Below are 15597 nucleotides of genomic sequence, written 5' to 3'. Positions count from 1 at the left end.
CGTTCACCACGGGGCTCAGGGCTACCACGAACGTGCCATCCGGGCCGACAGTGCCGGTGGCCAGTAGATTACCTGCCGCATCGCGGACCTGCACGGTGGTGCCGGCTTCGCCGCGACCACTGAGTTGACTGCCGGCCAGGCCGATCACCAGGTTGGTTGGGGCATCTGGTGGCGTGGTATCACCGCCGTCGATGTCCGGCGCGGTGACCGAACTGGCCACAGAGGTGTTACCAGCGGCATCGGTGGCAGTGGCCTGCAGTACTTCACCATCTACCTGCGGTGGGTTGAGGTTGATGCTGAACGCGCCAGTCGGGCCGACCACGGCGCTGCCCAGCTCGCTTCCGTCTGGTGCGAGGATGCGCACGGTGCTGCCCGGTTCGGCGCGGCCGGTAACCACAGTACCGTTGGCATTGACTGTCAGTTCGGTTGGTGCAGCTGGCGCAGTGATGTCCGGTGCGGTGACCTGCGCTGGCAGCGACGAAAGGCCGCTGCCATCGATGGCGACTACGTCCAGCAGTTCGCCATTAGCTTGGGCAGGATTCAGCTCGATGCTGAAACTGCCATCGGCATTGGCGATGGCGCTGCCGATCAGGGTGCCGTTGGCATCGTGCACTTCGACACGGCTGCCAGCCGGCGCAGTACCGGTGAGGGTGGTGCCGTCGGCATCGATGACCAGGTTGCTCGGGCTATCAGGGGCTGTGGTCAGCGGTACGTCGTACTCCAACGCCACGGAGGTGTTGCCGCTTGGGTCGGTCTGCACCAAGCTCAGGTGTTCACCCGGCTGCGCGGCGGGATTCAGGTCGATCAGGAAAGTGCCGTTGGCACCGACCACGCCCGTGCCGATCACGGTGCCGTTGGCATCGCGCACTTCGACGGTGGCACCCGGTTCGCCACGCCCACTGAGCGCCGCGCCACCCGGGCCAACCAGAATATTGCTGACAGCATCGGGCGGGGTGATGTCCGGCGCATCGAACTGCAGCGGGGCCGAGGTGTTGCCGGCAGCATCCACCAGGCGCACGTCGAGCGCTTCGCCGTTGGCTTGGGCAGGCGACAGGGTGAGGCTGAACAGGCCGTCGGCACCGACGATACCTGTGCCGATGACCGTACCTGCAGCGTCGCGCACTTGCACAGTGGCGCCGGGCTCACCGCGCCCGGTGAAGGTCACGCCGTCGGCCAGGGCCAGGTCTGTCGGTTGTGCGGGCGGCAGCAGGTCGGCCGAGGTGACCGAGCCTGGCTGCGACACGTTGCCAGCAGCATCGGTGAGGGTCACCTGCAAGCTACTGCCGTCAATGACGGCAGGGTCCAGGGTGACGGTAAAGGTGCCATCCGGGCCGACGGTGCCGTTCGCGATGATGTTGCCTGCGGTGTCTCGCACCTGGACGGTGGTCCCGGCTTCGCCGCGACCACTGAGTTGGCTGCCGGCCAGGCCGATGACCAGGTTGGTTGGGGCATCTGGTGGCGTGGTATCGACCCCATCGATGTCCGGCGCGGTGACCGAACTGGCCACAGAGGTGTTACCAGCGGCATCGGTGGCGGTCGCTTGCAGCACTTCGCCGTCTACTTGTGGCGGAGTCAGGTTGATGCTGAACACGCCGGTCGGGCCGACCACGGCAGTGCCTAGTTCAGTGCCATCGGCTGCCAAGATACGTACCGTGCTACCGGGTTCGGCACGGCCGGTGAGCACCGTACCGTCAGCACTGACGGCCAGTTCGGTCGGGGCCGCAGGCGCAGTGATATCGGGTGCAGTGACTTGTGTTGGCAGCGAGGACACCCCGCTGTCATCGATAGCGACTACGTCCAGCAGTTCGCCATTAGCTTGGGCAGGATTCAGCTCGATGCTGAAACTGCCATCGGCATTGGCGATGGCGCTGCCGATCAGCGTGCCGTTGGCATCGTGCACTTCGACGCGGCTGCCAGCCGGCGCGGTACCGGTGAGCGTTGTGCCGTCGGCATCGATGGCCAGATTGCTCGGGCTATCAGGGGCGGTGGTCAGCGGAACGTCGTACTCCAGGGCCACGGATTCGTTGCCGCTTGGGTCGGTCTGCACCAGGCTCAGGTGTTCACCCGGCTGCGCGGCGGGATTCAGGTCGATCAGGAAAGTGCCGTTGGCACCGACCACACCCGTGCCGATCACGTTGCCGTTGGCATCGCGCACTTCGACGGTGGCACCCGGTTCGCCACGCCCACTGAGCGCCGCGCCACCCGGGCCAACCAAAATATTGCTGACAGCATCGGGCGGGGTGATGTCGGGGGCGGTGAATTCCAGCGGTATCGAGCTGTTGCCGGCGGCGTCGACCTGGCGGATATCCAAGGCTTCACCGTTGGCCTGGGCAGGCGAAAGCGTAAGGCTGAAGCTACCGTCGGCATTCACCAGGCCGCTGCCGATGAGGTTGCCGGCCGCATCACGCACCTGCACGGTGGCGCCGGGCTCGCCACGTCCAGTGAGGGTTACACCATTGGCCAAGGCCAGATCGGTCGGCTGGTCGGGGGCGGTGGTGTCAGGGTTGTCGACGTCGGGTGCGGTGACGCTGGCCACAGGCGACGTATTGCCGGCCGCGTCTGCCGCGCTCACTTCAAGGGCCTGGCCGTCGGTTTGTGGCGGTTGCAGGGTTATGCTGAACTGGCCGTCCGCACCGGCCACCCCAGTGCCCAGCAGCACGCCGCCAGTGCCCCGTACCGAAACCGTCGAGCCCGGTTCGGCACGCCCGGTAAGGGTGGTGCCCTGTGCGTCGATGACCAGGTCGGTCGGTGCCAGCGGCGCCGTCACATCCGGGGCGGTGACAGTGCCGGGCGCCGAGACATTGCCCGCGCCATCGGTCAGGGTGACTTCAAGGTTTTCGTTGTTGATCTGTGGCGGGTTCAACGCCACATTGAAACTGCCGTCGGCTGCCACGGTGCCGCTGCCAATCAGGTTGCCGGCGGCGTCACGGATGTTCACCGTGGTGCCCGCTTCGCCGCGGCCGGTCAGGCGCAGGCCATCCGGCGAAACCAGCAGGTCGATGGGCGTGGCCGGTGCTGTGGTGTCAGGGTCCGAGCCACCGCTGCTGCCGCCACCGCTGTGATTGGCCGCAGCCGCCACACCCCCGACACCGAGCAGGCTGAGCCCGGCAATCGCGAAGGTCGACATGGCGCTACCGGCGGTGCCAATCCCTGCAACCAGTTCGTCCAGCGAAGCCACGTCCTCGAAGGTGAAACCGGTGAACGCTGCCGCGTCATACTGGGCGTGCCACAGGGTGCCGTCTTCGCCGACGAAGACGATGTCGCTGCCAACCCCGGCCTGGTCCACGGCGAAGAAGTTGCCGATGGTGACCTTTTCACCGGATTTCAGGGTCACGATCAAGTCTTGCCCGCGCTGGGTAACGGTGGCCACCTTGTCGGGCGATACCGGCATCTGCACGACGCCTGGCCCTTTGAGATTGATGTTGCCCCAGGCGCTCTGAGTGGCGACTTCGGATTGCTTATCGGCGACGACGATGTTGTCCATGGATGCTCCCTGCTGGTATCCGGATCCCCCGGCCCGACTGTTCGGGCCACAACCTGCGTAGCAGAGCCATTTCCGGGCTTTTTACGCACAGCCTCGACCAGGCAGTCGAGAATGGGGTGGTTAGGGAGATATAGCAGCCAGGGTGGAAGCAACCAGATGGCTTTCTGGGTTAATCCTTTTGTGAGTAGGTCTCAGCGAAGCCCCAACCGGCGGGCCAATCGGCTTAAATTGGCGCGGTCCAGGCCAAGCTCACGCGCCGCTGCTGCCCAGTTGTCCTGATGCTTTTGCAAGCAGGCCTCGATCACTTGGCGCTGGTAGATATCGACCGCTTCGCGCAGGCCGCCTTCAGGCAGGGTGGCCGCTGGCGACGGGGCCGCGGGGGAGGGCGGCGAACCTGGCATTGCCGGCGATACGCGCAGGTCCAGATCGATGGCTTCGAGGGTGAGGATGCGTGGCCGGTCGGGGTGCTGGCCCAGCGCCTTGAGTGCCGAGCGGCCGATCAGGTGCTCCAGCTCGCGCACATTGCCCGGCCAGTCGTAGGCGATGAGTGCGGCCTGGGCCTCATTGCTCAGGCGCAGGCTGTTCAGACCCAACCGTGAACGGTTCTGTTCGAGGAAATAGCCAGCCAATAGCAGCACGTCCCGTCCACGTTCGCGCAACGGCGGCACGTGCAACGGGTACACGCTGAGGCGGTGATAGAAGTCGGCGCGGAAGTTGCCGTTACGCACTTCGGCAGCCAGGTCGCGGTTGGTAGCGGCGATCAGGCGCACGTCCACCCGGTGCTCGCGGTCCGAGCCCAGGCGCTGCAACTGGCCGCTTTGCAGCACGCGCAACAGCTTGGCCTGCACCGTCAGGGGCAGTTCGCCCACTTCATCGAGGAACAGCGTGCCGCCGTTGGCCAGTTCGAACTTGCCACGGCGCTCGCCATGCGCGCCGGTGAAGGCACCGCGCACATGGCCGAACAGTTCGCTTTCCACCAGGGTGTCGGGCAGCGCGGCGCAGTTGAGGCTGATCAACGGCTTGTCGGCGCGGCTGCTGGCCTGGTGCAGGGCCTGGGCCACCAGCTCCTTGCCGACGCCGGTTTCGCCGGTAATCAGCACGGTCAGGTCACTGCCACCGACCAGGCGAATTTCCTCAACCAGGCGTTTGTGAGCGGGGCTTTGGCCAATCAGCTCTTTATCCTGGCCGCTGGCCTGGCGGTAGATCTCGGCGCGGTGGTGTTCGTCTTCGGCGCGCAGGGCCAGGTGCTCGATGCGCTCGGCCACGGTAACGGTGGCGGCAGCCAGGCTGGCGAAGGCCTGCAGGGCGTCCAGCTCCAGGCTCTGGAACTGCCCGGGGGTGAGGGCATCGAGGGTGACCAAGCCCCAGGGGCGCTCATCGACCATCAACGGGCAGCCCATGCAGTCGTGCACTTCAAGGTCGGCATCGGTGGCGTTGACCAGGCCATCGTAAGGGTCGGGCAGTTCGGAGTCGCTGGCAAAGCGGGTGGGTTCCGGGCGGCTGAGCAGTATCTGGAACCGTGGGTGCTCGCTGACCCGGAAGCGCCGGCCCAAGGTGTCCGGGCTCAGCCCATCCACTGCCAGCGGCACCAGCCATTCACCATCCAGGCGCAGCAGTGCGGCAGCATCGCACGGTAGCAGGCTGCGCATGGCCTGCAGCAGGCGGCGGTAGCGTTCCTGGTCGGGCAAATCACGGGACAGGTCGCTTACCAGAGGCAGCAGGGCGGTCAGCAACGGCTTTGTGGTCATATGGACTCCTGTAGGTCGATATGACTATACGCTGGGGTAGGTCGTTTTGACATGACCTGCGTCAAACCCCTGATTTTGCGGGCGATAAAAGTTGGCACGATTGCTGTAGTAGCAGGGACAGTCATTTGAAGCCACAGGCTCAGGAGTTGTTGCAATGCTCAATGCCGAACAACGTGCAATCATCAAAGCCACTGTACCCCTGCTGGAAAGCGGCGGCGAAGCACTGACCACTCACTTTTACAAGATGATGCTCAGTGAGTACCCGGAGGTACGTCCGCTGTTCAACCAGGCCCACCAGGCCAGCGGTGACCAGCCGCGTGCGCTGGCCAACGGCGTGCTGATGTATGCCCGCCATATCGACCAGTTGGAACAACTGGGTGGCCTGGTCGGGCAGATCATCAACAAGCATGTTGCCCTGCAGATTCTGCCGGAGCACTACCCGATCGTCGGCAGCTGCCTGCTGCGCGCCATCGAGGAGGTGCTTGGCAAGGACATCGCCACCCCTGCCGTGATCGATGCCTGGGGTGCGGCCTATGGCCAGTTGGCCGACATCCTGATTGGTGCTGAAGAGAACCTCTATAAAGAGAAGGAAGAGGCCGAAGGCGGCTGGCGCGGTACTCGCGAATTCCGCCTGGTGCGCCGCGAGCAGGAAAGCAGCGAGATCGTCTCGTTCTACTTTGCCCCGGTGGACGGCAAACCGGTACTCAAGGCCGAGCCTGGCCAGTACATCGGCTTGAAGCTGGACATCGACGGCGCCGAGCAGCGCCGTAACTACTCCCTGTCGGCGCTGTGCGATGGCAAGGAGTACCGGATCAGCGTCAAGCGCGAGGCGGGTGGCAAGGTCTCCAATTACCTGCACGATGAGCTGGTGGTGGGCGATACCCTGCAGCTGTTCCCGCCGGCGGGTGACTTTACCCTGGCCGCCAGCGACAAGCCGCTGGTGCTGATCAGCGGTGGCGTAGGCATTACTCCGACCTTGGCGATGCTGCAGGCAGCGTTGCAAACCCGCCGTGAGGTGCATTTCATTCACTGTGCGCGTAACGGCGCGGTGCATGCCTTCCGTGACTGGATCGATGGGCTGGCAGCGCGTCATCCGCAACTCAAGCGCTTCTACTGCTATGCCGAGCCAGAAGGTGGCGCTGCAGCCGATGCCGTGGGCTTGCTGAGCGAAGACCTGCTGGCCGAATGGCTGCCGCAGGAGCGTGATGTGGATGCCTACTTCCTGGGGCCCAAGGCTTTCATGGCCGCGGTCAAGCGCCAGCTGAAGGGCCTGGGTGTGCCGGAGCAGCAGAGCCGTTATGAGTTCTTCGGGCCGGCGGCTGCCTTGGAGTGATGTGAAACCTGTACCGGCCCTTTCGCGGGCAAGCCCGTGAAAAGGCCGGTACAGGCAAATATCTTTATCCCTGCGGCACTACACCTTCCTGCCTATATATAAGGAAAGATGAAACCGGGCACAGCGCTTTCATCTTTAATCCTCCTTTAATCACGGTATCCTTCACTCCCGGGTGTCGAGGGGCTTGCCCCTGCGCGGCACTCGGGCAGCCGTTTTTTTGCCGCTCGGCGTTGAACCGACGTCGTTGCGGCCGGTCTCAGCCACACCGGATAGCCCTGCGCAGCGCTATCACGCCGCTTCCTCGGCACGCTCACAGGCCTTGCCCAGCGTGTAGACTTGCGCTCAGGCAGGCGGACCACGCTGCCACTATCCATCGAAGGAACCGGTAATGAACGAACAAACATCGCGCCTGAATCGGGAACGGCGCTTTCTGGTGCTGCTGGGCCTGATCTGCCTCTCGCTGATCGGCGGCGCTCTCTATATGCAAGTGGTGCTGGGCGAGGCACCTTGCCCATTGTGCATCCTGCAGCGTTATGCGCTGCTGTTCATTGCCGTGTTTGCCTTCATCGCCGCAGCGATGCCTGGGCGCCGCAGCTTGAGCTTCTTCGAAGCGCTGGTGGTGCTCAGTGCCATTGGCGGAGTCGTTGCGGCCGGCAACCATGTGTATATACTCGCCAACCCCATGGTCAGTTGCGGCATCGATACCCTGCAGCCGATCGTGGATGACCTGCCACTGGCCAAGCTGTGGCCGCTGGCGTTCCAGGTCGATGGCTTCTGCAGCACGCCGTACCCGCCGATCCTCGGCCTGTCGCTGGCGCAATGGGCACTTGTGGCGTTCGTGCTGACTGCTGTGCTGGTTCCGCTCGGGATCTACCGCAACCGACGCCAGGCTTAGACAAAAGTCCCGAATTGCATGGGGTCTTTTACACCGCATGAGAAGAGCGAAAAGTTGCGCACCGCTTGATCCAGATCAACCTCTAGGCCTTGCAGAATGCGGCTTTGAGGCCTAGCAAGCGGGGTGCGACAAACTGTCGCGAAGTTGAATTATTGAGCAGCATTGTTACGCATTCTGTAAAAGACTGTTGCTCAATAAGTCATAGTCAAGGGTTGGCGACCTATCTACAATCGCCCCCAATTTCCGTTCGGCACTGCTTGCGAGTCGCAGGATTGAAGGAAGCCCCAGCGCTCCTTTTTGCTGACTTCGTCAAGTTTCGCCCAACGGCGATACCGGGCGGACACCCCTCCGCGTTTTCCCGCACCAAATGGACTTGGTCTGAAGTACAGGCCTGTTGCCTACGAAACCATAAGCACCGCTAACCCGCTTGAAGCCAAGGTCCTGCAGTCGGACCCCAGGCAGGAGCGAGTACGGGCGCGAAATGCCTCACTTGGCAGGACGAAGTGTTGGCTACCAAAACACAAATTGCATTGAAGCAAGCTGATCTAGAGGTCGTGAGATGAGTAAAAAGCGTTACCCCAGACTGTTTGGCATATTGCCCTTTTTAGGCATGCTTTTACTCAGTGGGTGCAACTGGACCCTGCTCGACCCGAAGGGCCAGGTCGGCATTGAGCAAAAGAACCTGATCCTGATCGCTACCGGCCTGATGCTGCTGGTGGTAATCCCTGTCATCATCATGACCTTGGCGTTCGCCTGGAAGTACCGTGCTTCCAACAAGGCAGCCACCTACACCCCTGACTGGTCGCACTCGACCAAGATCGAGGCTGCGGTGTGGATCATCCCGATCCTGATCATCATCGCCCTGGGTTACGTCACCTACCACTCCACCCACAAGCTGGACCCATACCGTCCACTGGATTCCGATGTGAAGCCGGTGCAGATCGACGTGGTCGCGCTGGACTGGAAGTGGCTGTTCATCTACCCGGAGCAGGGCATTGCCACGGTCAACAAGATCGTCTTCCCAGCTAACACCCCGGTCAACTTCCGCGTCACTTCCGACGCCGTGATGAACTCGTTCTTCATCCCGGGCCTGGGTGGCCAGATCTACGCCATGGCCGGCATGACCACCAAGCTGCACCTGATCGCCAACGAAAACGGCGAGTTCGACGGTATCAGCGCCAACTACAGCGGTGCTGGCTTCACCGGCATGAAATTCAAGGCTACTGCCACCTCTCAGGAAGACTTCGACAAGTGGGTCGCCGAGGTCAAGCAGTCGCCGAAGAAGCTGGACAAGGCCGAATACGACGCCTTGGCCAAACCAAGCGAAAACAACCCAGTCGCGCTGTATAGCGAGGCTTCGCCTGAGCAGTTCCAGCTGATCGTCGACAAGTACGAAGGCATGAACCGCGGCCGTAGCCACGAAGAAGCAGGCAGCAAAGATCTGGCCACAACCAAGGGTGTGGAATCGAGTATGCAACCAGCTGCCGGTGCAGAGGAGTAAGAGATGTTCGGTAAACTAAGCCTGGAGGCGATACCCTATCACGAGCCGATAGTCATGGTGACGCTTGCCATGATCGCGCTCGGCGGTATCGCTGTCGTCGGTCTTATCACCTATTTCCGCAAGTGGACCTACTTGTGGAGCGAGTGGCTGACTACTGTCGACCACAAAAAGATCGGCGTGATGTACATCATCGTCGCGATGATCATGCTGCTGCGCGGCTTTGCCGACGCCATCATGATGCGTACCCAGCTGGCTGCCGCAACCGGTGGCTCCGAAGGCTACCTGCCGCCTGAACACTATGACCAGATCTTCACCGCTCACGGTGTGATCATGATCATCTTCATGGCGATGCCGTTCTTCACCGGCCTGATGAACCTGGCGGTTCCTCTGCAGATCGGTGCACGTGACGTTGCCTTCCCGTTCCTGAACTCCCTGAGCTTCTACCTGCTGCTGGCAGGCGTGCTGCTGGTCAACATCTCGCTGGGCGTTGGTGAATTCGCCAAGACCGGCTGGGTTGCCTATCCGCCGCTCGCGGGCATTCAGTACAGCCCTGGGGTGGGTGTCGACTACTACATCTGGGCGCTACAGCTATCCGGATTGGGTACGACGCTTACCGGCGTGAACTTCCTCGTCACCGTGATGAAGATGCGCGCACCTGGCATGAAGCTGATGGACATGCCGATCTTCACCTGGACCTGCACCTGGGCCAACGTACTGATCGTCGCTTCGTTCCCGATTCTGACCGCTGCACTCGCACTGCTGACTGTTGACCGTTATCTGGACTTCCACATTTTCACCAACGAGCTTGGTGGGAACCCGATGATGTACGTCAACCTGTTCTGGGCGTGGGGTCACCCTGAGGTTTACATCCTGATCCTGCCGGCCTTCGGCGTGTTCTCGGAAGTGACTTCGACGTTCTCTGGCAAACGCCTGTTCGGCCACCACTCGATGATCTACGCATCGGGCGCGATCGCCATCCTGGGCTTTGCGGTATGGCTGCACCACTTCTTCACCATGGGTGCCGGCGCCAGCGTCAACACCTTCTTCGGCCTGGCGACGATGCTGATCTCCATCCCGACCGGTGTGAAGCTGTTCAACTGGCTGTTCACCATGTACCAAGGCCGTGTGCGCTTCACCGCACCGATGCTCTGGACCCTGGGCTTCATGGTCACCTTCTCCATCGGTGGCATGACCGGCGTACTGCTGGCCGTTCCGGGTGCTGACTTCGTTCTGCACAACAGCCTGTTCGTTATTGCGCACTTCCACAACGTGATCATCGGTGGCGCGGTATTCGGCTACATCGCCGGTTTCGCCTTCTGGTTCCCGAAAGCCTTCGGCTTCACCCTGAACGAGAAGTGGGGCAAAGCTGCCTTCTGGTTCTGGCTGTCGGGCTTCTACGTTGCGTTCATGCCGCTGTACGCCCTGGGCTTCATGGGCATGACCCGTCGTCTGAACCACTCCGACAACCCACTGTGGGAACCCTACCTGTACGTAGCCGTTGTCGGCGCCGTGCTGATCCTGTTCGGTATCGCTTGCCAGCTGATCCAGCTGTACGTATCGGTTCGCGACCGCAACCAGAACCTGGACGTGACCGGCGACCCATGGGGCGGCCGTACCCTGGAATGGTCGACTTCGTCGCCACCTCCGTTCTACAACTTCGCCCACATGCCTGAGCAGGTTGGCCTGGATGCATGGCACGAAACCAAGGAAACCGGCAAGGCTTACAAGCCGGCGACCAAGTTCGACGCCATCCACATGCCAAGCAACACCTCGACGGGTCTGTTCATGGGCCTGTTCCTGACCGTCTTCGGCTTTGCCTTCATCTGGCACATCTGGTGGCTGGTTGGCGCAAGCCTGGTTGCAACCATCGCTGTCTTCGTTCGCCACGCTGCCCGTGACGACCAGGGCTACATGGTTCCGGCCGAAGAAGTGGCGCGCATCGAAGGCGAGCGTATGAAAGCGCTGGCCAAAGCAGGTGCTCTGCCTGCCGGCGCACGTGTCGAATCGTTTGAGCGGGTGTAATCAATGTCCAGTCAAGTAATGCACGGCGGCGCTGCTCATGGTCACGACCATGGGCATGACGACCACCACCACGACTCGGGCCAGATGACCGTACTGGGCTTCTGGCTGTACCTGATGACCGACTGCATCCTGTTTGCGTCGCTCTTCGCCACCTACGCGGTGCTGTCCGGCAGTTTTGCCGGCGGCCCGTCGGGTCATGACATCTTCCAGCTCGATTTCGTAGCTGTTGAAACGCTGTTCCTGCTGCTGTCCTCGATCACCTTCGGCTTCGCCATGCTGAAGATGTTCGATGGCAAGAAAGCGGGTGTACTGGGCTGGTTGGCTGTGACCTTCCTGTTCGGTGCAGGCTTCATCGCGATGGAAATCTATGAATTCCATCACCTGATCAGCGAAGGCTTCGGCCCGCAGCGCAGTGGCTTCCTGTCGGGCTTCTTCGCCCTGGTAGGTACCCACGGTCTGCACGTGACTGCTGGTCTGATCTGGATGGCAATCATGATGTACCAGATCAACAAGCACGGCATCACGCCGACCGCCAAGACCCGCATGAGCTGCCTGAGCCTGTTCTGGCACTTCCTGGACGTGGTCTGGATCTGCGTATTCACCGTCGTTTACCTGCTGGGAGTTCTGTAATGGCTAACGCACACGACACTCATCACGAAGGTAACCACGGCAGCGTCAAGTCGTACATGATCGGCTTCGTACTGTCGATCATCCTGACTGCGATCCCGTTCGGCCTGGCCATGACCGCCAGCCTGCCGAAGAACCTGACCGTACTGATCATCGTTGCCATGGCCGTGATCCAGGTAGTTGTTCACCTGGTTTACTTCCTGCACATGGACCGCTCGAAAGAGCAACGCAACAACGTATCGACGTTCCTGTTCACCACCATGGTGATCGCTCTGCTTGTCGGCCTGTCGCTGTGGATCATGTTCAGCATCCACTTCGAAATGTTGGCCAAGTGAGGTAAGACTGCATGTCCGTTAAGCACTTTATCCAAATCACCAAACCGGGGATCATTTTCGGTAACGTGCTTTCCGTGGCAGGCGGTTTCTTCCTTGCCTCGAAGGGCCATGTGGACTTCGCCCTGTTCCTGGCGGTGGTGATCGGTACTTCGCTGGTGGTCGCGTCCGGATGCGTGTTCAACAACTGCATCGACCGTGACATCGACCACAAGATGGAGCGCACCAAGAACCGCGTCATGGTGCAGGGCGGGATGTCGCTGCCCCTCGCGCTGATCTACGCCACCCTGCTCGGGGTGGCGGGTTTCAGCTTGCTGTATGTTCAGGCCAACCCGCTGTCGGCGTTTTGCGCGCTGATCGGCTTCATCGTCTACGTCGGTTTCTACAGCCTGTGGCTGAAGCGTAAATCGGTGCACGGCACCTTGGTCGGCAGCCTGTCCGGTGCCATGCCTCCGGTGATCGGCTACTGCGCCGTCAGCAACAGCTTCGACCTGGCTGCGGTAACCCTGCTGGTGATGTTCAGCCTGTGGCAGATGCCGCACAGCTTTGCCATCGCGATCTTCCGCTTCAAGGATTACAGTGCTGCCAACATTCCGGTTCTGCCGGTGGCGCGCGGTGTTCTTGCGGCGAAGAAGCAGATCGTGCTGTACGTGCTGGCCTTCGTGCTCGCCACCTTGATGCTTACCCTCGGCGGTTACGCCGGCCTCGGCTACCTGGCCGTGGCGGCTGCCATGGGCCTGTACTGGCTGTACATGGCTTGGGGTGGCTACAAGGCAGAGGACGACAGCAAGTGGGCCCGTAAGGTATTCGGCTTCTCCATCCTCACCGTCACTGCCCTGAGCGTGATGATGGGTGTGGACAGCCAGACCGCTGCGGACGTGCTGATGACTTACGCACGCTGATACTGCTGCCTGTTTCACGAAAACCCCGGCCATGTGCCGGGGTTTTTTTATGGGTGTTTTCCAGTGTCGGCCTCTTCGCGGATGAACCAGAGGCCAGTCCTGAAACATAGATTTCGTATTTTCAAAAAATACGTCTGAAAAAATATATATAAACAGGAAATCTTCCTTTACAGATATCCTGTTTCGGCATTATCTTCTGATTCAGGCCGCCACATCGGCCAGCGTCGCTCGGACGGTTCCGGGCGCTTACGTACTCAGAGGAAGCCATGGCCATCCCAGGTTCGCCGCGCCGCTTTGCGCGCATCGATCGTCTCCCCCCTTACGTCTTCAACATCACTGCCGAACTCAAGATGGCTGCCCGCCGCCGTGGCGAGGACATCATCGACCTGAGCATGGGCAACCCCGATGGCGCCACCCCGCCGCACATCGTCGAGAAGCTGGTGCAGGTTGCCCAGCGTGAAGACACCCACGGCTACTCCACCTCTCGTGGCATTCCGCGCCTGCGTCGGGCCATTTCCAACTGGTACAAGGAACGCTACGAGGTCGACATCGACCCGGAAAGCGAAGCCATTGTCACCATTGGCTCCAAAGAAGGCCTGGCCCACCTGATGCTGGCCACCCTTGACCAGGGCGACACGGTGCTGGTGCCCAACCCCAGCTACCCGATCCACATCTACGGTGCGGTCATTGCCGGCGCTCAGGTGCGTTCGGTACCACTGGTGCCGGGTGTGGACTTCTTCAACGAACTCGAACGGGCCATCCGCGAGTCGATTCCCAAGCCGAAGATGATGATTCTCGGTTTCCCGTCCAACCCCACCGCCCAGTGCGTGGAGCTGGACTTCTTCGAGCGCGTGGTGGCCCTGGCCAAGCAGTACAACGTGCTGGTGGTACACGACCTGGCTTACGCCGACATCGTCTACGACGGTTGGAAGGCCCCGTCGATCATGCAGGTGCCTGGTGCCAAGGACATTGCGGTGGAATTCTTCACCCTGTCCAAGAGCTACAACATGGCAGGCTGGCGGATCGGCTTCATGGTCGGCAACCCCGAATTGGTCAACGCCCTGGCGCGGATCAAGAGTTACCACGACTACGGCACCTTCACCCCGCTGCAGGTGGCAGCCATCGCTGCGTTGGAAGGCGACCAGCAGTGTGTACGCGACATTGCCGAGCAGTACCGCCAGCGCCGCAACCTGTTGGTGAAAGGTCTGCACGAGCTGGGCTGGATGGTCGAGAACCCCAAGGCATCGATGTATGTGTGGGCGAAGATCCCCGAGCAATACGCGCACCTGGGTTCGCTGGAGTTTTCCAAGAAGCTGCTGGCCGAGGCCAAGGTCTGCGTCTCGCCGGGGATCGGCTTTGGTGACTATGGCGATGACCATGTGCGCTTCGCCCTGATCGAGAACCAGGACCGTATTCGCCAGGCCATTCGCGGGATCCGGCAGATGTTCCGGGCTGACGGGCTGACCAACAAGTAATTTTCAAGGGGGCCGCTTTGCGGCCCCCTTTCTTCAGGTGAGAGCTTTCCGCCTGCATTCCATCGATCTGCCTACCTATCTTCAGCACTCATTTCTCACCACAGAGATCCACGAATGAGTGTCTTCACCGCCTATTTCTGCGGCACCGGCTCCCACCGCTTCGACGATACCAACCCCAACTTCTGGAACGGCGAGCTGGTCTCGACCCTGGCCAGCAACGACCAGGGCCGCGAATTCGCCCACTGGATCGCCGTAGACGGCCCTGGCAGCGGCAACCTGCAGGATGACAACCTGTTCGTCGAGCCCGGCGGCTACTTCAACTGGACGGGCCAGCTGTTCGGTCGCGGCTGGGAAGAAAACGTCAACCATGTGCTGCAGGTGATCAAAGGGGAGAGCAGCTGGCAGCGCACCAAACTCAGCGAAGAGGATTACGAGCGGCTAAAGAGCGCCGGCGTACCCATCCCGGACCCTTCCTCCACAGCCTCCTGGTTCTGGCGCACTTACGACTACGGCGAGCGCCACCCAACCCCGCAGGAACTGCAAGAGCGCATCATCAGCATGTTCCGCAAACCACGCATTCCAACCCAGGTCAACCTGGTCGGCTGGAGCAGGGGAGGAATCAGTTGCCACATGCTGGCCAATGCCATGGCGCAAGACCCTGTACTGCGCGGCATCCCGGTGAACATATTTGCCATCGACCCGGTGCCTGGGGTCGGCAATGTGCAAACCGAGCGCGTCACTTTGGCTGATAACGTCAAAGAGTACGTCGGCTTCTACTCGCGGGATGAGCGGTCCAAAGGGTTTGCCTGCGTGATCCCGTCAATTGCCAGTGGCACGCGGATCTGCGTTTACCCGATGCCGGGGCGCCATGCCACGCTGGTGGGTAATGCATCCGGCGATGGTGCGAGCGACGGCAAAGTGCTCAAGGAACCGGGGCTGATCGTTCGCCATCTCGCCGAAGTCTGCCTGACCCGTTGGGGTGTTCAGCTGGGCAAGCGGCTGGCCTTGAACGACACGCAACTGATGGCGTACCACCAGGCCATGGCCGCTGCCGAGGGGCAGTACCAAGCCATGCGAAGTAAGTCGTACACCGTACTGACCGAGGGTGACAAGCACGACCGGTTGGTACATTGCGGCGAGACCCGCACGGGTTTCAGCAAGGTGTGTGGTGATGACTACGATCCGATCGAGGGCCTAGCCCTGCAGCGTTGGGATACCACGACCTACAAGGCACTGCGATAAATGAAACGGGCGGCCGGATCAGTGGCAATTTTTTTT

11 protein-coding genes are annotated in these 15597 nt (G+C 61.4%); 9 read left to right on the top strand and 2 right to left on the bottom strand.

From position 1 onward, the window contains the following. Together DM807_RS27165 and norR are read right to left on the bottom strand one after the other, a co-directional pair. The coding region (locus DM807_RS27165; protein ID WP_179028171.1) for an Ig-like domain-containing protein at window positions 1-3484 on the bottom strand (3484 nt) is incomplete at its 3' end. A gap of 191 nt (window positions 3485-3675) precedes the next feature. Then, window positions 3676-5232, bottom strand: a complete 1557-nt coding sequence (norR, locus tag DM807_RS27160; RefSeq protein ID WP_060494574.1) for a nitric oxide reductase transcriptional regulator NorR — start codon at window positions 5230-5232, stop codon at window positions 3676-3678. 154 nt (window positions 5233-5386) lie between these two features. On the opposite strand from norR, the gene hmpA reads away from it, so the two are divergent. The 9 genes from hmpA (at window position 5387) to DM807_RS27115 (ending at window position 15561) form a co-directional block, all read left to right on the top strand. After that, window positions 5387-6565, top strand: a complete 1179-nt coding sequence (gene hmpA / locus DM807_RS27155; RefSeq protein WP_060494573.1) for an NO-inducible flavohemoprotein — start codon at window positions 5387-5389, stop codon at window positions 6563-6565. 388 nt (window positions 6566-6953) lie between these two features. Beyond that, the gene (locus tag DM807_RS27150) at window positions 6954-7460 is read left to right on the top strand and encodes a disulfide bond formation protein B (protein WP_012270557.1); all 507 of its coding nucleotides are present in this window, start codon (window positions 6954-6956) and stop codon (window positions 7458-7460) included. Between the two features lie 559 nt (window positions 7461-8019). Continuing rightward, a complete protein-coding gene (gene cyoA, locus DM807_RS27145) occupies window positions 8020-8961 on the top strand; it encodes a ubiquinol oxidase subunit II (RefSeq protein WP_012270558.1) in 942 nt (313 codons plus the stop codon). A 3-nt stretch (window positions 8962-8964) separates the two neighbouring features. After that, window positions 8965-10983, top strand: coding sequence for a cytochrome o ubiquinol oxidase subunit I (cyoB, locus tag DM807_RS27140; protein WP_012270559.1), 2019 nt, complete (start codon window positions 8965-8967; stop codon window positions 10981-10983). 3 nt (window positions 10984-10986) lie between these two features. After that, window positions 10987-11613, top strand: coding sequence for a cytochrome o ubiquinol oxidase subunit III (gene cyoC / locus DM807_RS27135; protein WP_012051225.1), 627 nt, complete (start codon window positions 10987-10989; stop codon window positions 11611-11613). Then, window positions 11613-11945 (top strand): cytochrome o ubiquinol oxidase subunit IV, encoded by a 333-nt coding sequence (gene cyoD / locus DM807_RS27130; protein ID WP_012270560.1) that lies wholly within the window; start codon window positions 11613-11615, stop codon window positions 11943-11945. The genes cyoC and cyoD overlap by 1 nt, the downstream gene beginning before the upstream one ends. A gap of 11 nt (window positions 11946-11956) precedes the next feature. Beyond that, the gene (cyoE, locus tag DM807_RS27125) at window positions 11957-12844 is read left to right on the top strand and encodes a heme o synthase (protein ID WP_012270561.1); all 888 of its coding nucleotides are present in this window, start codon (window positions 11957-11959) and stop codon (window positions 12842-12844) included. A 266-nt stretch (window positions 12845-13110) separates the two neighbouring features. Further along, complete coding sequence (gene alaC, locus DM807_RS27120) at window positions 13111-14319, top strand: alanine transaminase (protein ID WP_012270562.1); 1209 nt, start codon at window positions 13111-13113, stop codon at window positions 14317-14319. 114 nt (window positions 14320-14433) lie between these two features. Beyond that, window positions 14434-15561, top strand: a complete 1128-nt coding sequence (locus DM807_RS27115; RefSeq protein ID WP_179028170.1) for a hypothetical protein — start codon at window positions 14434-14436, stop codon at window positions 15559-15561. The last annotated feature ends 36 nt before the right edge of the window (window positions 15562-15597 follow it).

The sequence above is a fragment of the Pseudomonas hunanensis genome, assembly GCF_013393325.1.
Taxonomy (GTDB): domain Bacteria; phylum Pseudomonadota; class Gammaproteobacteria; order Pseudomonadales; family Pseudomonadaceae; genus Aquipseudomonas; species Aquipseudomonas putida_P.
Note: the sequence above shows the minus strand (reverse complement) of the source record. Positions and strands in the feature narration are given on the sequence as shown.

What these genes read in the sequence shown, in the direction of transcription:
- alaC (WP_012270562.1), top strand. Translation starts at nt 13,111, where the DNA reads ATGGCCATCCCAGGTTCGCCGCGCCGCTTTGCGCGCATCGATCGTCTC.
- cyoB (WP_012270559.1), top strand. Translation starts at nt 8,965, where the DNA reads ATGTTCGGTAAACTAAGCCTGGAGGCGATACCCTATCACGAGCCGATA.
- DM807_RS27150 (WP_012270557.1), top strand. Translation starts at nt 6,954, where the DNA reads ATGAACGAACAAACATCGCGCCTGAATCGGGAACGGCGCTTTCTGGTG.
- cyoC (WP_012051225.1), top strand. Translation starts at nt 10,987, where the DNA reads ATGTCCAGTCAAGTAATGCACGGCGGCGCTGCTCATGGTCACGACCAT.
- norR (WP_060494574.1), bottom strand. Translation starts at nt 5,232, where the DNA reads ATGACCACAAAGCCGTTGCTGACCGCCCTGCTGCCTCTGGTAAGCGAC.
- cyoE (WP_012270561.1), top strand. Translation starts at nt 11,957, where the DNA reads ATGTCCGTTAAGCACTTTATCCAAATCACCAAACCGGGGATCATTTTC.
- DM807_RS27115 (WP_179028170.1), top strand. Translation starts at nt 14,434, where the DNA reads ATGAGTGTCTTCACCGCCTATTTCTGCGGCACCGGCTCCCACCGCTTC.
- cyoA (WP_012270558.1), top strand. Translation starts at nt 8,020, where the DNA reads ATGAGTAAAAAGCGTTACCCCAGACTGTTTGGCATATTGCCCTTTTTA.
- cyoD (WP_012270560.1), top strand. Translation starts at nt 11,613, where the DNA reads ATGGCTAACGCACACGACACTCATCACGAAGGTAACCACGGCAGCGTC.
- hmpA (WP_060494573.1), top strand. Translation starts at nt 5,387, where the DNA reads ATGCTCAATGCCGAACAACGTGCAATCATCAAAGCCACTGTACCCCTG.